We start from the raw sequence: 24,550 nt of genomic DNA, 5'->3' as shown, positions 1-24,550 counted from the left end.
CGTCATGGTGCAACCTTGGCCCAGCGGCTCGCGAAAAATTCAAACGCGCGTTCCAATTGCGTTTCGGGCGGTCGTGCGCTCGGCGCCCCGCCACGCTTGCCGGCACGCGTGCGGCGGCGCGAAATCCGTGCGCGCCGGCCCACTGCCCGCTCGCCTACAATAGCGGTTTCACGCAACCTCTTTCAGGAGAAATCATGTCCGTCATCACGACCGAATCGGGCCTCAAGTACGAGGACCTGACCGAAGGCACCGGCGCGGAGGCGCAAGCCGGCAAGACGGTGAGCGTCCACTACACGGGCTGGCTGACCGACGGTCAGAAATTCGATTCGAGCAAGGATCGCAACGACCCGTTCGCGTTCGTGCTCGGCGGCGGCATGGTCATCAAGGGCTGGGACGAAGGCGTGCAAGGCATGAAGGTCGGCGGCGTGCGTCGCCTGACGATCCCGCCGCAACTCGGCTACGGCCCGCGCGGCGCGGGCGGCGTGATTCCGCCGAACGCGACGCTCGTGTTCGAAGTCGAACTGCTCGACGTCTGACGCGGCACGCGAGCCGCCGGCTGACGCGCTGCCCCATGGCGCACCTTCCGTCCCCCACCGTCGCACTGCAACGCTACGACACGCTCGAAGCGTCGGATGTGCACGACTTTCACCAGATCGTGCTCGGCATCGACGGTGCGATGGTGATGGCGGTGGATGGCGTCAGCCAGCGTCTCGACCGGCACGGCGCGTGGCTGGTTCCGGCCGGTGCGCGCCACGATTACGCGGGCCTGGGCGAAAATCGTCAGCTCGTGCTCAACCTTCCCCTCGCGTCGCTCGCGGTGCCGCAGCGGTTGTTCGACCATGCACGTGCCGTGTCGATCGACCCGGCGCTCACGTCGCTCGTCGCGCAGGTCGCGGCGGCCGCCGCGCAGTACGATGCGCCGGACGGCGACGCACGGCAGGCGGCCGCGCACCGTTTCCAGTGGCAGGCCGCCGCGCGCCTGTGCGACGCGCTGCTCGACGATGCCGGCATCGCCGCGCCTGCGTCGGGCCTCGATTTCGCGCGCATCGACCGCTGGCTGCGCGCCCACCTCGCCGAACCGCTGCGCATCGCCGATCTCGCCGCGCACTGCAGCTACGGGATGCGCCGGTTTCATCAACTGTTCGTCGACGCATTCGGCGAAACGCCGCATCGCTATCTGCAGCGGCTGCGGCTCGACGCAGCGGTCGTGCTGCTCGCCGACGGCCGGCATTCGCTCGTCGACATCGCGGGCAGCGTCGGCTTCGCGGATCAAAGCACGTTCACGCATGCGTTCACGAAGCGCTTCGGCATCGCGCCGGGACGCTGGCGCGGTGAACGGCATTGAACGCATCGGCCTCGCCGAATCCATATCGACGCACATAGCAGGCAACAACACCCGCAGCCGTACCGACGCTTCACGTCCCGCCGAAACATCGCATGTCCGTCGCTGCCTACGATCGACGACCATCCGGCGGCGCAACCATCGCCCATGACGCTTACCGCCGTGCCGCGCCGGCTTCGTCGCCGATCTTCCTGACGGCCGTATCGGCCGCCTTCAAAGGCCGGCCGTCGTCGTGCCGAAGCGCGAGCTTGCGGATCGCGCGCCCGGTACTGCGGTCGACCAGCACCGAATGCGGCTCGCCGCGCGCGAACAGGTTCGCCTCGCCCCACTGCCGCAGCATCACGATGACCGGAAACAGCCCCTCGCCCGTTTTGGTCAGCACGTACTCCTGATACGCGGTGCCGTCGGACGCCGGCACGACGTCGAACACACCGGCGTCCACCAGCATCTTCAGCCGGTCGGACAGAATGTTGCTCGCGACGCCGAGGCTCGCGCGGAAATCGCCGAAACGGCGCACGCCGTCGAACGCATCGCGCACGATCAGCAACGCCCAGCGATCGCCGACGATATCGGTCGCGCGCGCCACCGGGCACGGCGAATCCGCAAGACTTTTCTGTCTGGCCATGTTCCTCTCCGCAAGCATGCCGGCCGCCTTCGCGGGCATGCCGGCCATCCGTGCACGGGCCTTTGGCCCGCCGCTCAACAGGTTGCATTTTAAAACTCGTTTCCCTACACTTCAAACCAGTTTCAAATTGCAACTACATTGCACGAGGGAACCATGGGATCGTCCTGTCATTCCGGCACCGTTGCCGCTCGCACGCCCATCGATGCGATCCATTCTGCCGAGGGTGGCCGCCTGTCGCCGGCGCGCGTCGCGCTGCTGGCCGCGTGCTGCGCGGCGAGCGTCGCGAACGTCTACTACGCGCAGCCGCTGCTCGACTCGATCGCGCGGGACTTCGGTGTATCGCAGGCCGCCGTCGGCGGCGTCATCACCGCGACGCAGCTCGGCTGCGCGCTCGCCCTGCTGTTCGTCGTGCCGCTCGGCGACCTGGTGAACCGCAAGCGCCTGATCGCCGTGCAGCTTCTGCTGCTGACCGCGGCCTGCGTCGGCGTGGCCGCCGCGTCGACGCGCGTCGCGTTGCTGGCCGGGATGGTCGCGGTCGGGCTGCTCGGCACCGCGATGACGCAAGGGCTGATCGCGTGCTCGGCCGCGCTCGCCGGCGCAGGCGAACGCGGGCGCGTCGTGGGCGCCGCGCAAGGCGGCGTCGTGGTCGGGCTGCTGGCCGCGCGCTCGCTGGCGGGCGTCGTCACCGACGTCGCGGGATGGCGGGCCGTCTATCTCGTGTCGGGCGCGCTCGCGATCGCGATGCTCGTCGTGCTGTCGCGGCTGCTGCCCGACATGCACGCGCCGCGCGAACGCATCGGTTACGCGGCGCTGCTGCGCTCGATGGGGTCGCTGCTGCGCGACGAACGCGTGCTGCGCGTGCGCGGCGCGATCGCGCTGCTGATGTTCGCGGCGTTCAGCATCTTCTGGAGCGCGATCGTGCTGCCGCTGAGCGCGCCGCCGCACGCGATGTCGCACACGCAGATCGGCGCGTTCGGCCTCGTCGGCGCACTCGGCGCGGCGGCCGCCGCCCGCGCGGGCCGGCTCGCGGATCGCGGGCGCGGCGAAGCGACGACAGGCGCCGCACTCGCGCTGCTCGCGTGCGCGTGGCTGCCGCTCGCGTTCGGCAATACGTCGATTGCGCTGCTGGTCGTCGGCATCGTGCTGCTCGACGTCGGCGGGCAAGCCGTGCACGTCGTCAACCAGAGCATGATTCTCGGTGCGCGACCCGACGCGCATGCGCGTCTCGTCGGCTGCTACATGCTGTTCTATTCGGCCGGCAGCGGGCTCGGCGCGATCGCGGCGACGATGATGTATGCGCGCGCCGGATGGACAGGCGTGTGCGTGCTCGGGGCGGGGGTGAGCGTGGCCGCGCTCGGCGTATGGGCCGCGACGCTCCGGCGCGCGTGATGCGCGCCGGCCATGCGGATCGGACGGGAAAAGCCGGCCCGCCTTTGCCGGACGGCCGGCACGCGAACCGGCCACGCACGCGCGCCGGTGGGGTTTTCGGACCGCTTCGGTCCCGCTTCGGTGCGGCGCCCGCGGCGCGCGCCGCGGGCGTTCAGCCTGCCGCCTGGATCGCCTCTTCGTACACGCCGGCGACGCGCCGCGCGATCACCGCGTTGTCGAAATGCTCGCGCGCGTAGCGCTTGCATGCGGCCTCGTCGGGTAGCGCGATCGCGCCCGACAGCGCGCCGCCGAGCCCTTCCGCGATCGCGTCCGCGCCCGTCGACGGCAGCACGAGATCGTTCGACAACCCGGCGACCGCCTCCGGCAGCCCGCCGACCGGCGTGACCAGCACCGGCGTGCCGGACGCGAGCGATTCGACGGTGATCAGCCCGAAGCCTTCCAGCGCGACCGTCGGCACGACGCTGACCGTCGCCGCGCGGTACAGCGCCGCGAGATGGTGGTCGGGCACGAAGCCGAGCAGCTTCACGTTGTCCTGCAGCCCGGCTTCGTCGATACGCTGCTGCAGTTCCTCGCCGATCTTGCCCTTGCCGGCGATCAGCAGCAGCACATCCGGATGACGGCGCTTGACGAGGCCGATCGCGTCGATCAGGTCCTCCAGCCCCATGCGCCGCACGAGCCGGCGCACGGCCAGCACGATCGGCCGGTCCTGCGGCAATTGCAGCTTGTGCCGCGCCTCGGCGGGCGTGAGCGGCGTGTCGAACTGCGCGGTATCGACGCAGCCGGGAATCACGCGCACGCGCGACGGATCGATTCCGTAGCGGTTCGTCAGGATCTGGCCGAACGCCTGCGACAGCACGATCAGCCGCGACGAGCGCGTATAGACGGCCTGTTCGAGATAGCGCTTCGCGCGCTGGCCGAGCGACGCGGCGCCCTCGACCTGGCTTTCGTCGGCCCACGGCCCCTGGAAGTGCGACACCTGGGGAATCCCGCGCGTCACGTCGAGCCCAGGGAACGTGTACAGCGCGAAGTGCGACGAAATCACGTCGGGCCGCTCGGTGCGGATCTCGTCGCGCAGCGCGCGCCGCGCGGCGAGCATCCGGCGCGCGAGCGGCTGCGACGCGGGCCCGAAGCCCTGGATCGCCCCGCCCGTGTCGTCGGCGACCTTCGGCGAGCCGGCGACGAGCCCGCGCACCTCGACGCCCGCGCCGGGCAGCGCGCCGACGAGCGAGTAGTACATCCGGTCGAGGCCGCCCGCGCGTTCGGGGAACCAGTGCATGCCGATCTGCAACGATTTGATCGGCCGGGAGGATTGGGACATCACGGTTGCTCCTGCGTGATTGCATGCTCGACCCGCTCGAACGCGGACGGCTGCGTGGGTTGGCCGATGCGCCGGTAAAGCGCGACGTACTGGGCGCCCATGTGCGCCCAGCCGAAACGGGTCATCAGTTCGCGGGCCGCGTCGCCCATCGCGCGACAGGTGTCGCGCGACGCCGCGAGCGAGCCGATCGCCTGCGCGAGCGCGGCCGGATCGTCCGGGTCTTCCAGCACGATCCCGCACTCGCGCGTGATGATTTCCGCGCCGCCCGCCGTGCGCGCGGTGACGACCGGCAGCCCGGCCGCCATCGCCTCCAGCAGCGACAGGCTCATCGCTTCGTAGCGCGACGGAAAGACATACGCGTCGACCGAGCGCATCAGCGTCGGCATGTTCTTCACGAGCCCGAGGAAATGCACGCGCGAATCGAGGCCGAGCGCGCGCGCTTCTTCCGGATACGGGCTGCCGGGCAGGTAGCCGGCCACCGCCAGATGCACGTTCGCGGGCAGCTTCGTCAGCGCCTTCAGCACGGTGCCGAGGTTCTTGCGCGGCGTGCGCAGATCGCCGACGAACAGCAGCAGGAACGCGTCGTCCGGCAGCTTGAACGCCGCACGGTCGGCCTGCGCGCCCGCGAACGCGCTGCCGTCGACGCCGTTGTAGATCACGCTGATCTTGCGACTGTCGATGCCGAGCCCGGCGATCTCGTCGGCCACCTTCTGCGATACCGCGGTGATCGCGCGCGAGCGCTTGTACGCCCAGCGCTCGAGCACGGTGTTCACGCGCGTGTACACGTACTGGTAAGCCGACCACAGCCCCTTGGCGGGCCCGAACGGATAGTACGGACTCTTGAACCAGCCGCCGTGCACGAAGTGCGCGGTATTCACGTCGGCCTTGATCCACGAGATGAAGCCGTTCACGTGCAGCACGTCGTATTCGCCGCGGTGCGCGCGCAGCCAGGCCGCGCTTTTCAGCGCGAACACCTGCTGCTTGACGAGATTCGACGGCCAGAAGCCGCCAACCTTCACCGGCACCCAGCGCACGCGCGGATCGGCCAGCAACTCGGGCGCGACATGCGACGCGACCAGCGTGACCTCGTAGTTTTCGGCCAGCGCCGCGCGCGCGATTTCGTAATTGACGCGGCCCTGCCCGTCGTTATGTCGCACGACGTGCGTGACGATCGCGATTCTCAATGGTCGCCTCCCCGTGAACGCGCGGCGGCCAGCAGGCGTTGCGCCTTCTGCCAGTGCGCCGCGGCAAGTATCGAAAAAATGGCTGTGAACATCAGCAGGCCGCCGGTGCCGATCAGCGAGTTCGTGAACACGAGCATCGCGAAGGTCGACAGGCACAGGCTCAGGCACGCGCCGACGAACTTGTCCTTGCGCAGCTTGAACGCCGCGCGCAGCGTGCGGCCGAACAGCATCACGACGCCGGCGAGATACAGCAGCGTGCCGGGCCAGCCGAGCACGAACGGCACGTTCATCACGCCGCTATCGAAGCTGCCGTACTTGCCGAGCTCGCCGCTGTCGCTCGACAGCTTCGTCGACGCGCCGGTCGCGCCCATCCCCTCGCCGGCGACGTCGGTGAACGCCGTCTGCGCGAAGGTCGCGTAGAACTTGTTGCGGTCGTCGTAGCTGCGATCGTCCTTCAGGTTCGTGATCGACTGCAGGCGCTGGCCGAGCCGGTCGGCCACCGGCCCGACGGTCAGCAGCGGCACGCACAGCCCGACCAGCACGACGCCGCTGATCAGGATCCGCATCCGCACGCGGTTGCTCGATTGCACGAGCTGGATCGCGAGCGCGATCACCCAGCCGCCCCAGGTCGAACGCACGAGACACAGCGCGAACGACACGAAGCCGGCCGCGCCCGCGAACCAGCGGATCTTCTGCGGCGCGACCAGCACGAACACGAGCGCGCCCATCATCGCGAACGCGAACGGCCCCGACGAATTCATCGTGCTGAACACGCGCACGCCGTACGGCACCGGCTCGCCCTGCGAGCCCATCTGCGAGCCGACCATCCACAGCACGTCCCACTGCGGCATCACGAAGTACTGCACGACGCCGTACACGCCCATCACGAGCATGCCCCACATGAAAGTGGACAGCAGCACGTCGCGATACTCCGGATAGTTGCGCGCGTTCACCATGATGTGAAAGCCGATCAGGATCGGGTACAGCCAGTTCGCGAGGTCGTAGGTCGCGGCCATCACGCCGCTCGACACGATCCCGACCAGGTACGCGTACACGAGCCCGAACAGCATCAGCAGCACGGGAATCCCGCGCCGCTGCGCGAGCACGCGGTAATGCCTGACGAGCCCCAGGCCGGCGATCATCGTCACCGCGAGCGGCGCGACCTGGATCAGGCTCGTCGGCGTGAACGCGCCCTTCGACCAGTCGGCCAGGCGCCGCACTTCCGGGCTCAGGAACCACACCCACCACATGAAGCCGACATAGCGCGCCGGGCTCTTGAAATACAGCCAGATGCCGACCGCGATGGCCAGCACCGGGAACGCGAGCGTCAGCACCTTGCCCTGGTGGACGGCGATCAGCGCGGCGGTGAACGCCCACAGTCCGGCCTGCCCGGCCCAGTGCTTCGGCTCGGCGAACCAGCTGCGGGCGCGCGACGGCGCGCGTTCGGCGGCAATCGTACTCATCGATCCGCGCTCACCGCGACGACGCGCTCGAATCCGCGAGCGGCATCGCGACGTCCGCCGCCGCGGGCGTGCGGCGCCGGCGCAGCATGTCGCGCGTGATCCGCACGTGCTGCTCGGCGAACGCCTGCGTGGTCAGGTTGCGTTCGCGCAGGCACGCGGCGGCCGCCCGTGCGCAGTCGAGCGCCGCCGCCGGATCGGCGACGAAGCGGTCGGCGGCCTGGCGCATCGCCTGCGCGTCGAACGCCGGCACGTAGGCGGCAGTATCGTGCGGGAAGTAGTCGCTCAGGCCGCCCACGTCGGACACGATCATCGGCTTGCCGACGGCCGCCGCCTCGAGCATCACGGTGATACCCGACGCGTGGAAATTCGGCCGCAGCGGCACGACGATCACGTCGGCCCACGCGTACAGCTCGTGCTGCTTCGCGAGCCCCGATGCCGAGCCGATCTTCACGTTCGGCGCATGCCACTCGCGCGGCACGCGGCGGCGCGTCGCGAGCCGCACGTCGTAGCGTTCGTCGCCGCCGAACGCGGCGAGAAACGTGCGCCAGTCGCGGTCGCGGTCGTTGCCGATCGCGGCGATCCGCAGCGGCCGGTTCGGCTGCCATTGCCGCGGCTCGACCGGCGGGAAATCCTGCGTGTTCAGCCCGTAATAGACGAACTCGGCTTCGCGCCCGAGGGTGCGGCGGCACAGCTCGGCGTTGTCGCGGGCGAGCGTGGTCAGCACATCGGCGCGCGCGAGCAGCTTGCGGTACAGCCAGCGGCGCGGGCCGCCGAAGCCGTCCCACTTGTCGAACAGCCACACGCTCTGCGCGAGCAGCAGCGGGCGCTTGCCCTGCGCGCCGGCGAGCTTCAGGATCAGCGCGGCGGCCAGATGCTCCTGCTCGGTGTGCGTCCAGATCACGTCGGCGGTGCGCAGCGCCGCGCGGTTGCGCCACGCATGCACGACGTCGAAGCCGAGCGCCGCCTTCAGCGCGCGGCGCGCGAGGCTCACGACGCGGTTCTCGCGCACGTCCTGCGAATAGGTCAGCCGGAATTCGTCGGATTCGGCGTGGTGATAGCCGTACAGGCAGCCGATGCCGTCGCCTTTCCGGTAGGTACGCGGATCGGCGCCGTAGAACAAATGGACGTGAACGTTCGTTGCAGCCTTGGTGGTCATGCGAGCCCTCCGGGCATGGCCGCGCGCGAGGCGCGCAGGCCGTTCAAGACGTCACCGGCGGCATCGCCGCACGGTGGGGGGCGAGGTTCGTGCGGCGTGCATCGCGCGCGCCGCGGCGCACCGCGCGCCAGTGCGCGAGCACGCGGGCGCGCCGCGGGCTCGGCAGCGACAGCAGCACGTGCGCGAAGCCGGGATAGACGCGCGTGCCGACCAGCGTCCACCACCACCACGCGATCTCGCGCCGCAGCGGGGGCAGATGCTCGCGCAGCGTCAGCTGCAGGTTGTACGCGCCGTTGCCGATCGCGTTCAGCGACGCCGCATCGCGCCGGTCGTCGTCGAAGCGCTCGGCCGGGAAATGATCGACGGCGATCGCCGGGTCGTACAGCAGCGTCCAGCCCGCGCGCTGCACGGCCATGCTGAACGCCATGTCGTTGTGCACCTGCGCGCCGGCGCCGCGCAGCCGCGTATCGAAGCGCAGCCGTTCGATCGCCGCGCGGCGGTAGCTCATGTTCGCGCCTTTCAGCATGTCGACTTCACGCGCGCCGCCGACGCCGAGGTGATGATTGCCGACGATCTTGCCCGACAGCGTGAGCTGGCCGACCCGCTCGCGCGATTCGTCGAGCACGCGGCCCTTCTCGTGCACCCAGTCGCGCCCGCCGACCGCGCCCACGCGCGGGTTGGACAGGAACGCGGCTTCGATGCGCGCGAGCCAGTCGGGGTGCGGCGCCGCATCGTCGTCGGTGATCGCGACGATGTCGCCGCCCGCCGAGTCGAGCCCCTTGTTCAGCGCGGCGACCTGCCCGGCCACGTCGACCGGCACGATGCGCAGCGGCAGCGCGCCGCCGACCGCCGGGTCGGCGAGCCGTTCGTGCGTGGCGTCGTCCTCCGGGCGCGCGACGACGATCACCTCGTCGGGCAGCCGCTGCTGCCGCTGCAGCGCCAGCAGGCAGCGCGCGAGGTCGGCGGGACGCCGGTAGGTCGGAACGAGCACGGAAATTTTCATCGAGGGTTCTCCATTCGGCCGGGCCGATGCGGCGCGCGCCGGCCCGGTGTCGTGCAATGCGGTCAAGCGCTCAGGTATTCGTGCACGGCCGCGTAGCCGCGGCCGTAGCCGCGCGCCTTCGGCGGCACGCCATTGAAGATCCCGCCTTCCAGATCGACGCCCGCAGTGCGCAGGCGCTTGATCGCATCGGCGATCTCGCCTTCGGTATGCATGCCCGAGCGCAACACGAGGAACGTCGAGCCGGCCATGCGGCCGATGATGGTCGCGTCGGTCACCGCCAGCACCGGCGGCGAATCGATCAGCACGACGTCGTAGCGCTTGCCGAGCCCTTCGAGGTATTGCGGCAGGCGCGTCGACATCAGCAGCTCCGACGGGTTCGGCGGGCGCGTGCCGGCCGCGATGAACGACAGGCCCTGCACCGGCGTCTCGCGGATCGCTTCCTCGAGCGGCGACTGATCGCTCAGCAGCTCGGACAGGCCCGGCTGTACGGTGAGGCCGAAGTAGCGGTCGAGCATCCCGCGGCGCATGTCGGCGTCGATCAGCAGCACGCGCTTGCCCGAATGCGCGAGCAGCACCGCGAGGTTGACCGTCAGGAAGCTCTTGCCGATGCCCGGCGTCGGGCCGGTCAGCACGATCACGCGATTCTTCGCGTCCATCATCGCGAACTGCATCGCGGTGCGCAGGCTGCGCATGCTTTCGACGCTCAGGTCCTTCGGACGCAGGCTCGCGAGGATCGGCCGCGCGCGGCTGCCGCCCTTCTCCGCCGCCGCGTCGAGCTTCACCTGCTCGGCGCTTTGCGGCACCAGCCCGTACAGCGGCAGGTTGAAGGTGCGCTCGATGCGGTCCGGATCCTCGATGCCCTGGAACAGGTTGCGGCGCAGGAACACGACGCCCGTGCCGAGGATCAGCCCGAGGAACACGGCGGCCGACAGGATCAGCACCTTCTTCGGCTTGACCGGCGCGCCCGGACGCAGCGCCGAATCGATGAGGTGGATGTTGCCGCCCGTGCCGGCCTTCTGCACCGACAGCTCCTGCACGCGGTTCAGCAGCAGCACGTAGATGTCCTCGGCGACCTTCGCGTCGCGCTGGAGCTGGACGGCCTTCACTTCGGTCGCCGGCAGGCTGCGGAAGCGGTTGCTGAACTTGTCCTTCTCGCCCTGCAGCTCCGCGAGCTGCTGCTTCGCGGCGATCACCATCGGGTGCGAATCGGTGAAGCGCTGCGCGAGCGACGCGAGCTGCAGACGCTGCGCGGCGATCTGCTGTTCGTACTGCACGCTGCCCTGGAGGTAGACCTTCGCCTCGTCGCTCGCGTTGATCGAGCCCGACGTGCGCTGGTATTGCGTGAGCGCGGCTTCGGCGCGTTCGAGGTCGGCCTTCAGGCGCGGTTCCTCGCCCTTCAGGAAGTCGAGCATCTTGGTCGCTTCCGCCTGCTTCGCGATCACGTGCTGGTTCAGGTACGACTGCGCGAGCGCGTTCGCGATCGCGGCGGTCTGGTCCGGGTCCTTGCCTTCGAGCGAGATCTGCACGACGCCCGTCTGCTTGCCCTGCTCGCTCACCTGGATGCCGGCCTGGAACCCGCTGATCGCGTCGAGATCGTTGTTGCGCACCACCGTGAACTGCGTGCCGGGGCGCGCGACGAGCTTGCTCACGAGCAGCGTCACGCCGCCGCCCTGCGCCGATTCGCCGACGCGGCCGGCCAGCAGCCGCGTGCCGTTCTCGTCGACGAGCGAATAGGTGCCGTTCGGGCCAGCCGTCAGCGTGAGCTTCTTGCCTTCGAGCGCCGGCACGACGCTGATCGAATCGACGTCGGCGACTTCGCCGCCCCACGCGTACGATTTCAGGCCGAGCCACGGCCGCGACGGCTCGCCGGGCGTCGCGACGCGCGCGGCGAGGCTGCCGATCACCGGCAGCGTCTTCGGCGCGATCGAGAAGTTCAGCTTGAACTGCTCGACCACCGGCGCGACGACGCCGCGGCTCTTGATGATCTCGATTTCCGCATCGGTCGGCGCCTGCTGCGGCCCGCTGTTGATCGACGCGCCCGTCTGCGTCTGCGTGAGCGCCTGCGACGTGTTGTCGTTGCCCTCGACCCGCACGTGCACGTCCGCCTGGTAGACCGGCTTCGCGACGAAGCAGTAGAGGCCGGCGAGCGCGACGACCATCACCGCGATGCCGAGCAGCAGCCAGATGTCGTCCAGGATGACCTGAAGCAACTGGCCGAGGACGACGTCCTCTTCCTCGGTCTTCGCGGTCAGGTCCGCGTAGGAGTGTTTCGCTTGCGTGTTCACCATTCGTTCCCGCTTGAGTGGTGCCGGGGGGGCGGACGCCGCCCCGGCGGGCTATCAGCGCGTGATTTGCCGCATGTAGAAGATCGTCTGGATCGTCGGCAGCACCTGCTGCAGCACGCGGTTGAACTGCACCGAACCGGCCGTGCTGACGTAGACGACGTCGAGCGGCTGAAGCGGGAAGCGGCTCGACAGCATCAGCGCATCGGGCTGCGTCATGTCGAGGCGGTACACTTCGGGCTTCGTCGGGTTGTCGCGCATCCCGCGCATCACGTAGATCTTGCGCGGGTTCGCGTCGGTGTCGAGAATCCCGCCGCCCGCGGTCAGCGCATCGGCGATCGTCAGCTTGCCCTTGAGCATCGGCACCGTGACCGGCGTCTTGACCTCGCCCATGATGAACACGCGGCTGTCGCTGCGGTCCGGCACGTTGACGATGTCGCCCGGCTGCAGCATCACGTTCTGCTTCACCTCGCCGCGATCGAGCACGCCGTTCGCGTCGAGCGTGTACAGCTTGCCGTCGCGCGTCAGGCGCACGCGCTGCAGGTCGGCCTCGGCGGTCGAGCCGCCCGAGCGCGAGATCGCGTCGACGAGCGTGAGCGGCACGTCGCTCACCGCGAGCGGGCCCGGCTGCTTCACCTCGCCCGTCACCTGCACCTTCTGGCTGCGGAACGACAGCACGCGCACGTCGAGCTGCGGATTCTTCACGTAGCGCGCGAGGCTCGACGCCATCTCGTCGCGGATCTGCGCGACCGTCTTGCCGGCCACGCGAATCCGGCCGACGAACGGGAAGAAGATCGTGCCGTCGGCGGCCACCGTCTGGCCGTACGGATCGGCCTGGCCCGGCAGCGCGGTCGTATACGGCTGCTGCAACGCGCCCGCGACCGATTGCGTCGTGTTGCCGCCGCTCGAGAACGACTGGCCCTGCGGCGTCGTCAGCTCCGGGTGGTCCCACACGGTGACGCCGAGGATGTCCTGCGGGCCGACGCGATACGTGTACTGCGACGGATCGGTATAGCGCCCGGGCGGCAGCGGATGATCGACCTGCGCTTTCTGCAGCTGGTCCATCACCACTTTGGCGTCGATGTAATGAACCGGATAGGTTTCGGCCGCTTCCTGCCGGCCGTCGTCCTTCAGGTTCGACGAGTCGAGGTAGTTGCCGGGCGCGGTTGCACAGGCTGACAGGAAAGTCGTCAGCGCGACGGCAAGCGCCACCGGGCGCATCGGGCGTTTCAGCATAGTTTCTGTAGCCATCCTTGAACCAGACGTTCGATCAGTGAGTAGCTCTCGCGGTAGTCGGCCTCGGGGCCGCCGTGCGGGTCCGCGATCTCGGCCCCTTCCCACTTGCCGAGCAGGTGAACCTTGCCGCGTGCGAACGGATCGACCGATTCGACGGCCGCGATCTGTCCGCGCTCGCTGACGAGAATCAGGTCGGCGTCGCGCACGATCCGGCGCGACAGCCGCCGCGAGCGGTGGGTCGTCGCATCGACGCCCCGCTCGGCGAGCAGTTGCCGCATCACCGGATCGATGCCGTCGCCGTCGTTCGCGTGCACGCCGGCCGAATGGAACGTCGGACGCGGGCCGCCGCGCGACGCGGCGTGCGACTTGAACAGCATTTCCGCCGCCGGGCTGCGGCAGACGTTGGCGTGGCAGACGATCAGGATGTTCCGGAACATGGCGTCTCGTAACGAGTGACGGAAAACGGGTTACGCGCTGGCGCGCGCGGCGCCCGGCACGCGCGCGGCGACTGCCTGGCGCGAGCCCGGCCGGCCGATCGGGTGGTACTCGATACCCTGCTCGCTCATCGTCTCCGGCTCGTACAGGTTGCGGCCGTCGAAGATCACGGGCGCCTTCCACAGGCGGCCGAGCGCGACGAAGTCGGGGCTCTTGAACGCCTTCCATTCGGTGACGATCACGAGCGCGTCGGCGTCGCGCGCGGCCTGCGCCTCGTCGTCGGCGAAGGACAGGCGCTCGAGCCAGCTCGGGTGATCGGCGAGATCGAGCGCGAGCACGCGGCGCGCTTCCTGCTGCGCGACCGGGTCGTACGCGGCGACGCGCGCGCCGCGCGACAGCAGCTCGGCGATCAGCTCGCGGCTCGGCGCCTCGCGCATGTCGTCGGTGTTCGGCTTGAACGCGAGGCCCCACAGCGCGAACGTGCGGCCGCTCAGGTCCTCGCCGAAGCGCGCGACGATCTTGTCGGCCAGCACGCGCTTTTGCGTCGCGTTGACCGACGACACGGCCTTCAGGATCTGCAGCGACTGGCCGTGCTCGTCGGCCGTGCGGATCAGCGCCTCGACGTCCTTCGGGAAGCACGAGCCGCCGTAGCCGCAGCCGGCGTACAGGAAGTGGTAGCCGATGCGCGGGTCGGAGCCGATCCCGCGGCGCACGGCCTCGATGTCGGCGCCGAAGCGGTCGGCGAGATTCGCGAGCTCGTTCATGAACGAGATACGCGTCGCGAGCATCGCGTTCGCCGCGTATTTCGTGAACTCGGCCGAGCGTACGTCCATGTACAGCGTGCGCTCGTGATTGCGGTTGAACGGCGCGTAGAGCTTCTTCATCAGCTCGCGGGCGCGCTCGCCCGGCACGTCGTCGTCGCAGCCGATCACGATGCGGTCCGGCCGCGTGAAATCGTCGACGGCCGCGCCTTCCTTCAGGAATTCAGGATTCGACACGACCGAGAACATCTGGTCGCCGCCGCGCTTCGCGAGCTCCTCGGCGACCGCCGCGCGCACGCGCTCGGCCGTGCCGACCGGCACCGTCGACTTGTCGACGATCACCTTGAAGCCGGTCATGTAGCGGCCGATGTTGCGCGCCGCCGCAAGCACGTACTGCAGATCGGCCGAGCCGTCCTCGTCCGGCGGCGTGCCGACCGCGATGAACTGCACGTCGCCGTGCGCGACCGCGGCCTCGACGTCGGTCGAGAAGCGCAGGCGGCCGGCCGAGCGGTTGCGCGCGATGACTTCCTTCAGGCCCGGCTCGTGAATCGGCACGCCGCCGTCGTTCAGGATGTCGATCTTTGCCTGGTCGACGTCGAGACAGAACACGTCGTGCCCAATGTCGGCAAGACAGGCGCCGGTGACAAGCCCTACGTAACCGCTGCCGATGATAGTCAGATTCATGATGTGTCGGACCCCTTGACCAATGATTCGAAATTCGGAAAACCGGAATGCCTGCGTGACGCGGCGCGTCGGCGTCAGTACGCGTTGCTGCCGGTGAAGCCTTTCCACAGCGTCAGCACGACGATCTTGATGTCGAGCCAGAACGACCAGTTCTGCATGTAGTACAGGTCGAGCTTCACGCGGCCCATCATCTTCTCGATCTGGTCGGTCTCGCCGCGATAGCCGTTGATCTGCGCCCATCCGGTGATACCGGGCTTGATCCGGTAGCGGAACATGTAGCCCTTGACCAGATCCTTGTAGATGTCGTCGTGCGCGAGCGCATGCGGGCGCGGGCCCACCACCGACATCTCGCCCTTCAGCACGTTGATGAACTGCGGCAGCTCGTCGAGGCTCGTGCGCCGCAGGAACCGGCCGACCGGCGTCACGCGCGCGTCGTTCTTGGTCGCCTGCGTGACCTGCCCGGCCACTTCCTGGTGCACCTTCATCGAGCGAAACTTGTAGATCTCGAACTCGTGCCCGTCGATGCCCTTGCGCTTCTGCCGAAAGAACACCGGCCCGCGCGAGGTCAGCTTGATCAGCGCCGCGATCAGCACCATCACCGGCGCGAGCGCCGTGAGCGCCGCCAGCGCGAACAGCCGGTCGAACACGAACTTCGGCAGGATCCGCACGTCGGTGATCGGCGACGCCGCGAGGTTGATCGCCGGCACGCCGAGCACCTCGACCACTTCCTGGTTGAAGAACGACAGCGTGCGCACGTCCGGAATGAAGCGGATGTTCACGAAGTCGTGGCGGAACACCGTCACGATATGGTGAATCCGGCGTTCCTCCGTGATCGGCAGCGTGAGCCACAGCTCGCTGATCGCGCGGCTGCGCACGAGCCACACCAGCGAGTCGAACTGCCGCTCGATGCGCACGTCGTCGAGCGCGACTTCGCCCGGCGCCTCGCTTTCGTCGTACACGCACACCGGGTTGAAGCCGGCTTCCGGCCGCGCCCGCATCTGCGCGATCAGCCGTCGCGCCGCGGGCGTGCCGCCGACGATCGCGACCGCCTTCAGGTTGTAGCCGCCGCGGCGCAACTGCCGCAGCACGACGTGCACGCAGGTTTTCGAGCCGGCGAGCAGCGCCATCGTCACGAGCGCCCAGTAACCGAGCCACAGCCGCGACAGGTCGCCCGACTGGTGAAAGCTGAAACTCAGCAGGATGCCCGCGAGCTCGACCGCGAGCCATGCGAACGCCACGCGGACCACCAGCCCGACGAGACGCTTGCCGCGCCACGACTGATAGATGCCGACGGCCGGAAAGAACACGACGACGAGCAGGCAATCGAACAGCACCGTCGTACGTTGCAGGTCGCTGAGCCCGATGCTGCCGTCGTGCAGCGCCGCCGCGATCAGCGCCCCCGTCACGACCATCGCGATATCGATGACTCTCGCCAGCACGCTCAACATGTCCGCTTCCTCTTTGAACAGGCGTTTGCCGAACTGCTCCTCGTGCGACCCGTGCCGCACCTTCGATTCAAACGTTGCATGACGCTATTGAAGCGACAAGAAAATTCCGCCTCAAGCGCACAAGTATTTCGAAAAATAATCGGAAATTCTTGCCGCGATCTTTTTTAATTAAATCGGCAGGTTTTCCCGAATCGGTGTGAAACGGGGATTTTTTCAGATGCATTGCGCTTCCCGCTCGCCCTTTGCGGACGGGCATGCCGGGCCGGCACCCGGAATTATTTTTTATTTTTTTATTTCCTGCCGGTGCTACCGCGGAAAATTCTCCCGACCGCATGCGCGGCGGATATCCGGCATTGGGTCCGGTTTTATTGTCGATTTACTTCATGCTACAACGACAGGCACCGACTTCAACCATGGAGAGTGTCATCATGAATGCTCCGGCAGTGGCCGCCGAAACGCGCCATTCTTCTTCCGCCGCACCCGCCGTCGGCACGCCCGCAGCCGGTACGCCCGCAGCCGGTACGCCCGCCGTCGGCACGCGCCTCGCCGTGCAGCCCGTGATTCTCGCCGGCGGCTCCGGCACGCGCCTGTGGCCGATGTCGCGGGAGCGCTTTCCGAAACAGCTGATCGGCCTGCTCGGCGATCATTCGCTGCTGCAGTCCACCGCGCTGCGCCTCGACGGCCTGAGCGCCGATCATCCGCTGAACGACGACGTGCTGATCGTGTGCGGCGAGGATCACCGCTTCACGACCGCCGAACAGCTGCGCCTCACGGCCAAGCGCGCGACGATCATGCTCGAGCCGCTCGGCCGCGACACCGCGCCCGCGCTGACGCTCGCCGCGCTGCGGCTCGTCGCGAACGGCAACGACGCGGTGATGACCGTGATGCCGGCCGACCATGCGGTCGCGGACGTGCCGCGCTTTCACGCGGCCGTCGCGGCCGGCGTGCACTGCGCGGCGCAAGGCAAGATCGCGACGATGGGCATCGTGCCCAAGCACGCGGAAACCGGCTACGGCTACATCCGCGTCGGCGCGCCGCTCGGCGACGCCGGCACGGGCGCCCTCGACGTGCGCCGCCTCGACCGCTTCGTCGAGAAGCCGCACCTCGAACTCGCGCAGCAGTACGTCGCGTCCGGCGAATACTGGTGGAACAGCGGGATCTTCATCGTGCGCGCGTCGGTCTGGCTGAAGGCGATCCGGCAGCTCGAGCCCGCGATCTACGCGGCCTGCGAACAGGCCGTCGCCCAGGGCAAGGAAGACGGCGATTTCTTCCGCGTCGATCGCGACGCATTCGCCGCGTCGCCGTCGAACTCGATCGACTACGCGGTGATGGAGCCGCTCGCGAGCCTGCCGCAACTGTGCGAAAGCGTCGTCGTGCCGCTCGACGCGGGCTGGTCGGACGTCGGCTCGTGGGACGCGATCTGGCAGATCTCGCCGAAGGACGACACCGGCAACGTCGGCCGCGGCCACGTGCTGTTCGAAGGCGCCGAATCGACGTTCGCGCATTCGGAAAGCCGGCTCGTCGCCTGCGTCGGCACGCAGAACCTGGTCGTCGTCGAAACGCCCGACGCCGTGCTCGTCGCGGACAAGTCGCGCGTGCAGGACGTGAAGAAGATCGTCGGGCACATCAAGGCGCGACAAGGCACCGAAGCGACCGATCACCGCAAGGTGCATCGTCCGTGGGGCCACTACGACTCGGTCGACACCGGCGAACGCTTCCAGGTGAAACGCATCGTCGTGAAGCCGGGCGCGCAACTGTCGCTGCAGATGCACCACCACCGCGCCGAACACTGGATCGTCGTGCGCGGCACCGCGCGCATCACGCGCGGCGAAGAAACGTTCCTGCTGTCCGAGAACGAATCGACGTACATTCCGCTCGGCGTCTCGCATCGCCTGGAGAACCCGGGCAAGATGCCGCTCGAACTGATCGAAGTGCAGTCGGGTGCGTATCTCGGCGAGGACGACATCGTCCGCTTCGACGATACCTACGGCAGACGGTAACGCGTCATGCACCACAGGGCGCCGCTGTAACAGCGGCGCCCGGGCAACGCAGACATGGAGACACCGGACTCCCGCGCGGGCGTCGTGGCACACGACGGCCCGCGCGCGGCACGGCAGCGGCGATCAGCCCACGCGGTACGCGTATTCGTGACGCTCCGACTGCACGGGATCGTTGCGGCTTTCCGACAACGCACCCGCGCGACGCTCGGCGATGAAGCGCTTGATGTCCGATTCCGCGCGCGCCAGCGCCGACAAACCGGCCAGCACTTCGCCTTGCGGCTCGCGCGCCGGTGCGTCGCTCGCGCCGTGTCGATCGATCCACTGGCGCGCCCAGTCGAGCGCGTACTGCTCGGCCGCCTCGGCATCGGTGAAGCGCGGGCCGATCAGGCCCGAGCGCTCGACGCGCCGGTCGTCCTGCGAGATCTCGGCCCACGCGCGATACATCAGGTTCTGCACGGGCTGCGCGATGCCGCTGATCGTATAGCCGCGATATTCGTCGACTTGCGGCTCGGCCGCGGCGAAGCTCGCCGACGACGCCCGCGCATGGCGCAACTCCGCGGCCGGCGCACCGGGCACCGTGAACGACACGCGAGCGCGGCCGTCCACCTGGTCGTCGCGCATCGCGCTCAACGACGACGCCCCTTCGCCCTGCCAAACGTTTGCCTGCGCAACCGGCAATTGCCACGACTCGGGGTTCTGCCAGAACACGCCGCGCAGACGGTCGTTGTCGGGCACGGGCTCCGCGCGGCGAGCCGGCACGACTGCCTCCGGCGGCGGCGGAATATACGCGAACGTGCGCCCGCTGAACTGCGTCAGCACGTCGATCATCTTCAGCAGCGTGCCGTTCGCCAGCCACTCCTCGTAACGGCGGCGGCACGTCGGCCCGGACGGATAGCGGCCCGGCAGCTTTGACCAGGCTTCCCCGGTCGTCAGGATCCAGAGCACCGCGTTGGCGACGACGCGCGGTTCGGCGCGCGGACGCCCACGACGATTCAGCCGGATGGGTTCATCGGCGATCAGCGCTGAAAGGCGAAACCACTCTTCATCGTTAAGCTCATCGAAGAACATAGTCGATCTCTCCACGCAGCCAGGCCGGGGCTGCGATTGGCGGCGCCGTCGCGACACATCGCGTCGCGAGGCGGCCAGGTTGCACATTATGGTTATCCGGCGTTGTGCATACCGGGCGACACCGCACTTTCACGGTGCCGCGATTCCCGGCAATGGCGCACAAATCGCGGTCTCACTCCAATGTGGGAATTTTTGTGCACGAAGCATACCATCCCTAGGGTTTATCTCAATATGACAATGACTTAATGTTACGCACTGAAACAACCTGCCATGGGCGAGCAATCCATTTACGCTTGAATTTTTTTGCGGGATCTTTATATCGATCGCTGCAAAGGCCCGTCTGGCGGGGCGCCTCAGCGTCTGAAGAATGCCGTCGAACCGGCTGTTACCGCCTGATCCGACCCCGATCGGCAACAATCTCCGGGATTACTTCGGGAAATCGGTAAATCATGGGAAAATTCGTAACAAGATATTCACGGATCGGTAAATCATTCAATTTGCGTTGAATCAAATTATCTCTCCGCACAATCTCTTTATTGTTTCTCTGCGGGTAATGAAAATACGCTGACGTGGCGCGACCGATGTGTCCCCGCATGCAAATCCGTCACGCTTGTTACATCTTCGCGGGGACCGGCAAGCGGCCGCGCCGCGCGGCATGTGGCGCGGCCGTTGCAGGCCGGAACGGAAAGGAGGAAGCCGGCGTGGTGGGGCAGCGCGCGGCGGTGGCGGGTGGCCCCTGGGGCCCGTTCACGCGCTAGCGCAGATCGCCGGCCAGCGACGCGGCCACGTCCGCGTCGACACGCTGCGCCGGCATCGTATAGGCCGGGTGATCGCAGCCGATCGACAGCGCCGCCCCGCCCTTGAGCGCCGCGCGCATCGGCGCATCGAACTCGAAGCGGACGAAGTGCACGGCCGACGTCTTCTCGGCGTTGTCGCGCTCGAGATCCTCGTCGGCGATCGCGTAGACGCTCGCGTGCCCGTCGACCCGCAGGTAGACGCGATCCTCGACCCCGATCAGCCGCGCGAGCGCCGCGCGCCGTTCGATCTCGTGCTCGTACTCGATCTGCATCGTCGCCTTCAGGTTGGTGCCCTCGGGCACCAACGGCAGATACGCGTCGAGCTCGGCTTCGATGCCGGCCTCGTCGAAGATCTTCTCGATGTGCAGCATCTCCTGGATCTGGTAGCGGATCGTCGTCTCGTCCTCGAACAGGAAACGCAGGTGGTTGCCGAGCGCCACCGCGCGGCGGCGCTTGTACGCGACGAGCCGCGCGTGTTCGGCCTTGCGGATCTTCGCGTACGCTTCGAGCGTCAACAGGGAGTCGCGGGTCAGCGTCATGGATGTCCTCGTGGATGGCCGGCGGCTCAGACGCCGTACGCGCGGCGCAGCAGCGTCAGCGGATGCGCGAGCGGCGCCGGCGGCAGCCCGTTCTCGTCGATGCCCTGCACGATGTGATGGCCGGCGAGCGCGCAGTCGGACGACACGACATCCGGCCGAGGCTCGGCCATCGCCTTGAACACGGGCGCGCCGATCCGCATCGCGTCCGCATGGAATGCCTTCTTCACGCCGAACGTGCCCGCGTGGCCCGAGCAGCGCTCGACGACGTTCACCCGCGTGTCGGGCACGAGCGACAGTGCATCGGCCGTCTTGCGGCCGATGTTCTGCACGCGCGCATGGCACGGCACGTGATACGACACGGTGCCGAGGCCCGTCTTGAAATCGGTCTTCAGCAGCCCGTCGCGATGCCGCGCGATCACGTATTCGAACGGATCCCAGAACGCGTCGGCCACCGCGCGCACGGCTGCGTCGCCGGGGAACATCAGCGGCAGCTCGCTCTTGTACATCAGCACGCAGCTCGGGATCGCGCCGATCAGCGCATAGCCTTCGCGCGCATAGCGCTCGAGCACCGGAATGTTCACCGCCTTCTTCGCGGCGACGCCGTCGAGATTGCCCTGCTCGAGCAACGGCATCCCGCAGCAGGCTTCGCGCGTGACAAGCTCGTACGGGATCTCGTTGTGCGCGAGGATCGCGAGCAGGTCGTGGCCGATCCCCGGCTCGTTGAAATTCACGTAGCACGTCGCGTAGATCGCGACCTTGCCGGGCGTGCGCTCGCCGTCGCGCACCGGCGGGCCGTCCGAGCGCCGAGCGGCGCGCCGGAACTTGCGCGGCGCGAATTCCGGCAGCCACGCGTGACGATCGACGCCGAGCGCCGCTTCGAGCGCATGGCGCGCGGGCGGCGTGCGGTTCACCGCGTTGACCGCCTGCGTGACGACCGGAATGCCGGCGAAATGGCCGAGCGCATCGGTATTCGACAGCACCTTGTCGCGCAGCGTCGCTTCGCCGCGCTTGTAACGCGCGGCCTTGCCGCGCAGCATCAGGTGCGGGAAATCGACGTTCCATGCGTGCGGCGGCACGTACGGGCATTTCGTCATGTAGCAGAGGTCGCACAGGTAGCACTGGTCGACGACCTTGCCGAACGCGGCCTTCGGCACTTCCTCGACGTCACCCGCCGGCGTGTCGTCGACCAGATCGAACAGCGCCGGAAACGCGCCGCACAGCGACACGCAGCGCCGGCAGCCGGCGCAGATGTCGAATACGCGCGTCATTTCGGCCTCGATCGCGGCCTGGTCGTAGAATGCTTCGGACTGCCAGTCGAGTGGATGCCGGGTCGGCGCTTCGAGACTGCCTTCCTTGTGGGGCATGGGGCCCTCCAGCGTGGCGCGCATGCGCGCGGACGCGCCGCCCGCGCGGTGTGGGCGGCGAGCGGCGCACGGCCGCCGGTCGGCGAAATTGTCCGACCGGGCCGTGCGGCCTTGCAGGGGGCCGCGTCAGTCGACGAGTGCGTCCAGCGCCTTCGTATAGCGGTTCGCGTGGCTGCGTTCGGCCTTCGCGAGCGTCTCGAACCAGTTCGCGATTTCGTCGAAGCCTTCTTCGCGCGCCGCCTTCGCCATGCCCGGGTACATGTCGGTGTATTCGTGCGTTTCGCCGGCGATCGCCGATTCGAGGTTCAGCCGCGACGAACCGAACGGCAAGCCCGTCGCCGGATCGCCGACTGCTTCGAGATATTCGAGGTGGCCGTGCGCATGGCCGGTTTCGCCTTCGGCGGTCGAGCGGAACAGCGCGGCGACGTCGTTCTGCCCCTCGACGTCGGCCTTCGAAGCGAAATACAGATAGCGCCGGTTCGCCTGCGATTCGCCCGCGAATGCGGCCTTCAGGTTGGCTTCGGTTTTGCTGCCCTTGAGTTGAGCCATTTGCGCCTCCGTTCGAGTCGGCGCGGCCGCGTGCGACGCCGGGCCGATCAGATATGTGGGGAACGATGCTGCGCCGGGCGCGCATCGTGCTCTTCAATCTAGGCGCTCGCGTTCGCATCACCCAATAGGCTTTTTCAATGCAGGCGATAGCATGGCGGCAGAGCGCGCGTACCCAGGACAACGGTGTTGCGCGGCGCGTGGCACCGCGCCCGCTCGTCAGGCGTCACGCATCCATCGCGCGCTTGAGCAGCAATTCTCGCTCGCGCTCGTTGCGCGTGAGTTCCGCCGCGCGGCGGAATTCCCGCTTGGCCTCGTCGGTGCGACCGAGCTTCGCGAGCAGATCGCCGCGCACGCTCGGCAGCCAGTGATAGCGCGCGAGCGCCGGATCGTCGCGCAGCACGTCGACGAGTTCGAGCGCCGCGGCCGGCCCGAACGCCATCCCCACCGCCACCGCGCGATTCAGCTCGACGACCGGCGACGGCGCGACTTCGGCAAGCGCGTCGTACAGCGCGACGATCTGCACCCAGTCCGTGTCCGCCGCCTGCCGCGCACGCGCGTGACACGCGGCGAGCGCGGCCTGCAGCGCATACGGCCCGCGCACGCCGCCGAGCTTCGTCGCCCGCTCCAGCGCCGCGAGGCCGCGCCGGATCAGCAACGGATCCCAGCGGCTGCGGTCCTGGTCGAGCAGCAGCACGGGCCGGCCCTGCGCATCGATGCGTGCGTGCATGCGCGACGCCTGCAGTTCCATCAGCGCGACGAGCCCGAGCACTTCGCTTTCGTCCGGCGCGAGCCCGGCCAGCACGCGGCCGAGCCGCAACGCCTCGTCGCATAGCGCCGGACGCATCCAGTCGTCGCCCGCCGTCGCCGCATGGCCTTCGTTGAACACGAGGTAGATCACTTCGAGCACCGACGCGAGCCGCGCGGGCCGCGCATCGGCGGCCGGCACCTCGAACGGCACGTGCGCCGCCGCGAGCGTGCGCTTCGCGCGCACGATCCGCTGCGCGATCGTCGGCTCGGGCGTCAGGAACGCACGCGCGATCTCGCCCGTCGTCAGCCCGCCGAGCAGCCGCAGCGTCAGCGCGACGCGCGCGTCGGTCGACAGCACCGGGTGGCACGACGTGAAGATCAGCCGCAGCAGATCGTCGCCGATGTCGTCGTCGCGCGCGTCGGCGAGCGCGTCCGCGATGTCGGGGACGACATGCGCGTCGAGCGCGTCCATCTCGTGACCGAGCTGGTCGCGCTTCGCCGCATGAAGCGACTCCTGCCGGACCCGGTCGAGCGCGCGACGCTTCACGGCTGTCATCAGCCACGCGGCCGGGTTGTCGGGCACGCCGTCGACGGGCCAGTGCTCGAGCGCGGCGACGAGCGTGTCCTGCGCCAGTTCCTCGGCCACGCCGACGTCGCGCACCACGCGCGCGGCGCGCGCGATGATCTTCGGCGCCTCGATTCGCCAGACTGCCTCGATCGCACGATGCGTCGCCGCATGCGTCACGACGCCGGCCCCTGGGCGGACGCCTCCAGCGGCATGGCCATCAGCTCCCACGTGTGGCCGTCGGGATCGGTGAACCCGTGGCCGTACATGTTCGGGTACTCGCGCGGCGCCTGCGGCGCGGCCCCGCCGGCCGCCAGCGCCTTCGCGACGAGCCCGTCGACTTCGGCACGACTGTCGCACGACAGGCACGACAACACCTGGATGTGCGTGGCCGGATCGATGATGGTCTTGTCGGTGAAGGTCTGGAAAAACGGCCGCACGAGCAGCATCGCGAAGATCGCGTCGCTGATCTTGATGCAGGCGGCCTGATCGTTGGTATAGGCCGGCACGACTTCGAAGCCGAGCGCCTGGTAGAACGTCTTCGCGCGCGGCAGGTCGGCTACCGGCAGGTTGATGAAAACCATCTTGTGCATGA

The 24,550-nt window shown here is 68.4% G+C and carries 21 protein-coding genes; 4 read left to right on the top strand and 17 right to left on the bottom strand.

Going from position 1 to position 24,550, the window contains the following annotated elements; all coding sequences use genetic code 11:
• Positions 1–194: 194 nt before the first annotated feature.
• Positions 195–536: an FKBP-type peptidyl-prolyl cis-trans isomerase gene (locus tag CFB52_RS19330; protein WP_006479474.1), complete on the top strand. Its 342-nt coding sequence runs from the start codon at positions 195–197 to the stop codon at positions 534–536.
• 35 nt (positions 537–571) lie between these two features.
• Positions 572–1,345 carry an AraC family transcriptional regulator gene (locus CFB52_RS19325; RefSeq protein WP_089465453.1) on the top strand — a complete coding sequence of 258 codons (774 nt, stop codon included), beginning with the start codon at positions 572–574 and terminating at the stop codon, positions 1,343–1,345.
• 151 nt (positions 1,346–1,496) lie between these two features.
• Here CFB52_RS19325 and CFB52_RS19320 read toward each other — a convergent pair whose 3' ends face one another.
• Positions 1,497–1,967 (bottom strand): helix-turn-helix domain-containing protein, encoded by a 471-nt coding sequence (locus CFB52_RS19320; RefSeq protein ID WP_179231766.1) that lies wholly within the window; start codon positions 1,965–1,967, stop codon positions 1,497–1,499.
• A 153-nt stretch (positions 1,968–2,120) separates the two neighbouring features.
• Here CFB52_RS19320 and CFB52_RS19315 point away from each other — a divergent pair, with 153 nt between their 5' ends.
• Positions 2,121–3,356: an MFS transporter gene (locus tag CFB52_RS19315; RefSeq protein WP_099317216.1), complete on the top strand. Its 1,236-nt coding sequence runs from the start codon at positions 2,121–2,123 to the stop codon at positions 3,354–3,356.
• Positions 3,357–3,507: 151 nt separating this feature from the next.
• On the opposite strand, the gene CFB52_RS19310 is transcribed toward CFB52_RS19315, so the two are convergent.
• From CFB52_RS19310 to CFB52_RS19265, 10 genes are all read right to left on the bottom strand, one after another.
• Positions 3,508–4,674, bottom strand: coding sequence for a glycosyltransferase family 4 protein (locus tag CFB52_RS19310; protein WP_059583017.1), 1,167 nt, complete (start codon positions 4,672–4,674; stop codon positions 3,508–3,510).
• Entirely contained in the window at positions 4,674–5,858 is a 1,185-nt protein-coding gene (locus tag CFB52_RS19305; RefSeq protein ID WP_099317215.1) for a glycosyltransferase family 4 protein, read from the bottom strand. The genes CFB52_RS19310 and CFB52_RS19305 overlap by 1 nt, the downstream gene beginning before the upstream one ends.
• On the bottom strand, positions 5,855–7,321 hold the full coding sequence (locus CFB52_RS19300) for an O-antigen ligase (protein WP_059583023.1): 1,467 nt from the start codon (positions 7,319–7,321) through the stop codon (positions 5,855–5,857). Before CFB52_RS19300 ends, CFB52_RS19305 begins: the two co-directional genes overlap by 4 nt.
• Before the next feature lie 10 nt (positions 7,322–7,331).
• Positions 7,332–8,477, bottom strand: a complete 1,146-nt coding sequence (locus CFB52_RS19295; RefSeq protein WP_059583025.1) for a glycosyltransferase family 4 protein — start codon at positions 8,475–8,477, stop codon at positions 7,332–7,334.
• A 43-nt stretch (positions 8,478–8,520) separates the two neighbouring features.
• The gene (locus CFB52_RS19290) at positions 8,521–9,480 is read right to left on the bottom strand and encodes a glycosyltransferase family 2 protein (protein ID WP_059583028.1); all 960 of its coding nucleotides are present in this window, start codon (positions 9,478–9,480) and stop codon (positions 8,521–8,523) included.
• A gap of 62 nt (positions 9,481–9,542) precedes the next feature.
• The gene (locus CFB52_RS19285; RefSeq protein ID WP_099317214.1) at positions 9,543–11,768 is read right to left on the bottom strand and encodes a polysaccharide biosynthesis tyrosine autokinase; all 2,226 of its coding nucleotides are present in this window, start codon (positions 11,766–11,768) and stop codon (positions 9,543–9,545) included.
• 51 nt (positions 11,769–11,819) lie between these two features.
• On the bottom strand, positions 11,820–12,998 hold the full coding sequence (locus CFB52_RS19280; RefSeq protein ID WP_059583033.1) for a polysaccharide biosynthesis/export family protein: 1,179 nt from the start codon (positions 12,996–12,998) through the stop codon (positions 11,820–11,822).
• Positions 12,992–13,435: a low molecular weight protein-tyrosine-phosphatase gene (locus tag CFB52_RS19275; protein WP_059583036.1), complete on the bottom strand. Its 444-nt coding sequence runs from the start codon at positions 13,433–13,435 to the stop codon at positions 12,992–12,994. The genes CFB52_RS19280 and CFB52_RS19275 overlap by 7 nt, the downstream gene beginning before the upstream one ends.
• Before the next feature lie 30 nt (positions 13,436–13,465).
• The gene (locus tag CFB52_RS19270) at positions 13,466–14,878 is read right to left on the bottom strand and encodes a UDP-glucose/GDP-mannose dehydrogenase family protein (RefSeq protein ID WP_099317213.1); all 1,413 of its coding nucleotides are present in this window, start codon (positions 14,876–14,878) and stop codon (positions 13,466–13,468) included.
• 74 nt (positions 14,879–14,952) lie between these two features.
• Entirely contained in the window at positions 14,953–16,326 is a 1,374-nt protein-coding gene (locus CFB52_RS19265) for an undecaprenyl-phosphate glucose phosphotransferase (RefSeq protein WP_059639845.1), read from the bottom strand.
• A 428-nt stretch (positions 16,327–16,754) separates the two neighbouring features.
• Here CFB52_RS19265 and CFB52_RS19255 point away from each other — a divergent pair, with 428 nt between their 5' ends.
• A complete protein-coding gene (locus CFB52_RS19255) occupies positions 16,755–18,326 on the top strand; it encodes a mannose-1-phosphate guanylyltransferase/mannose-6-phosphate isomerase (RefSeq protein ID WP_099317212.1) in 1,572 nt (523 codons plus the stop codon).
• Between the two features lie 123 nt (positions 18,327–18,449).
• Here the strand turns inward: CFB52_RS19255 and CFB52_RS19250 are convergent, their stop codons facing one another.
• The 6 genes from CFB52_RS19250 to CFB52_RS19225 form a co-directional block, all read right to left on the bottom strand.
• Positions 18,450–19,394: a transposase gene (locus CFB52_RS19250; RefSeq protein ID WP_099317211.1), complete on the bottom strand. Its 945-nt coding sequence runs from the start codon at positions 19,392–19,394 to the stop codon at positions 18,450–18,452.
• Positions 19,395–20,148: 754 nt separating this feature from the next.
• A complete protein-coding gene (locus CFB52_RS19245; protein ID WP_099317210.1) occupies positions 20,149–20,730 on the bottom strand; it encodes a DUF3501 family protein in 582 nt (193 codons plus the stop codon).
• Between the two features lie 26 nt (positions 20,731–20,756).
• Entirely contained in the window at positions 20,757–22,094 is a 1,338-nt protein-coding gene (locus tag CFB52_RS19240) for a heterodisulfide reductase-related iron-sulfur binding cluster (protein ID WP_099317209.1), read from the bottom strand.
• Between the two features lie 126 nt (positions 22,095–22,220).
• Positions 22,221–22,643, bottom strand: a complete 423-nt coding sequence (locus CFB52_RS19235) for a rubrerythrin family protein (RefSeq protein WP_059583052.1) — start codon at positions 22,641–22,643, stop codon at positions 22,221–22,223.
• 223 nt (positions 22,644–22,866) lie between these two features.
• On the bottom strand, positions 22,867–24,135 hold the full coding sequence (locus CFB52_RS19230; RefSeq protein WP_099317208.1) for an RNA polymerase sigma factor: 1,269 nt from the start codon (positions 24,133–24,135) through the stop codon (positions 22,867–22,869).
• Entirely contained in the window at positions 24,132–24,548 is a 417-nt protein-coding gene (locus CFB52_RS19225) for a VOC family protein (protein WP_099317207.1), read from the bottom strand. Before CFB52_RS19225 ends, CFB52_RS19230 begins: the two co-directional genes overlap by 4 nt.
• Between the last annotated feature and the right edge of the window lie 2 nt (positions 24,549–24,550).

The sequence above is a fragment of the Burkholderia sp. AU18528 genome (genome assembly GCF_002223215.2).
Classification (GTDB): Bacteria; Pseudomonadota; Gammaproteobacteria; order Burkholderiales; family Burkholderiaceae; genus Burkholderia; species Burkholderia semiarida.
This window is presented reverse-complemented; position numbering and strand designations above follow the sequence as displayed.

What these genes read in the sequence shown, in the direction of transcription:
- CFB52_RS19330 (WP_006479474.1), top strand. Translation starts at nt 195, where the DNA reads ATGTCCGTCATCACGACCGAATCGGGCCTCAAGTACGAGGACCTGACC.
- CFB52_RS19325 (WP_089465453.1), top strand. Translation starts at nt 572, where the DNA reads ATGGCGCACCTTCCGTCCCCCACCGTCGCACTGCAACGCTACGACACG.
- CFB52_RS19320 (WP_179231766.1), bottom strand. Translation starts at nt 1,967, where the DNA reads ATGGCCAGACAGAAAAGTCTTGCGGATTCGCCGTGCCCGGTGGCGCGC.
- CFB52_RS19315 (WP_099317216.1), top strand. Translation starts at nt 2,121, where the DNA reads ATGGGATCGTCCTGTCATTCCGGCACCGTTGCCGCTCGCACGCCCATC.
- CFB52_RS19310 (WP_059583017.1), bottom strand. Translation starts at nt 4,674, where the DNA reads ATGTCCCAATCCTCCCGGCCGATCAAATCGTTGCAGATCGGCATGCAC.
- CFB52_RS19300 (WP_059583023.1), bottom strand. Translation starts at nt 7,321, where the DNA reads ATGAGTACGATTGCCGCCGAACGCGCGCCGTCGCGCGCCCGCAGCTGG.
- CFB52_RS19295 (WP_059583025.1), bottom strand. Translation starts at nt 8,477, where the DNA reads ATGACCACCAAGGCTGCAACGAACGTTCACGTCCATTTGTTCTACGGC.
- CFB52_RS19290 (WP_059583028.1), bottom strand. Translation starts at nt 9,480, where the DNA reads ATGAAAATTTCCGTGCTCGTTCCGACCTACCGGCGTCCCGCCGACCTC.
- CFB52_RS19285 (WP_099317214.1), bottom strand. Translation starts at nt 11,768, where the DNA reads ATGGTGAACACGCAAGCGAAACACTCCTACGCGGACCTGACCGCGAAG.
- CFB52_RS19280 (WP_059583033.1), bottom strand. Translation starts at nt 12,998, where the DNA reads ATGCTGAAACGCCCGATGCGCCCGGTGGCGCTTGCCGTCGCGCTGACG.
- CFB52_RS19275 (WP_059583036.1), bottom strand. Translation starts at nt 13,435, where the DNA reads ATGTTCCGGAACATCCTGATCGTCTGCCACGCCAACGTCTGCCGCAGC.
- CFB52_RS19270 (WP_099317213.1), bottom strand. Translation starts at nt 14,878, where the DNA reads ATGAATCTGACTATCATCGGCAGCGGTTACGTAGGGCTTGTCACCGGC.
- CFB52_RS19265 (WP_059639845.1), bottom strand. Translation starts at nt 16,326, where the DNA reads ATGTTGAGCGTGCTGGCGAGAGTCATCGATATCGCGATGGTCGTGACG.
- CFB52_RS19255 (WP_099317212.1), top strand. Translation starts at nt 16,755, where the DNA reads ATGAATGCTCCGGCAGTGGCCGCCGAAACGCGCCATTCTTCTTCCGCC.
- CFB52_RS19250 (WP_099317211.1), bottom strand. Translation starts at nt 19,394, where the DNA reads ATGTTCTTCGATGAGCTTAACGATGAAGAGTGGTTTCGCCTTTCAGCG.
- CFB52_RS19245 (WP_099317210.1), bottom strand. Translation starts at nt 20,730, where the DNA reads ATGACGCTGACCCGCGACTCCCTGTTGACGCTCGAAGCGTACGCGAAG.
- CFB52_RS19240 (WP_099317209.1), bottom strand. Translation starts at nt 22,094, where the DNA reads ATGCCCCACAAGGAAGGCAGTCTCGAAGCGCCGACCCGGCATCCACTC.
- CFB52_RS19235 (WP_059583052.1), bottom strand. Translation starts at nt 22,643, where the DNA reads ATGGCTCAACTCAAGGGCAGCAAAACCGAAGCCAACCTGAAGGCCGCA.
- CFB52_RS19225 (WP_099317207.1), bottom strand. Translation starts at nt 24,548, where the DNA reads ATGCACAAGATGGTTTTCATCAACCTGCCGGTAGCCGACCTGCCGCGC.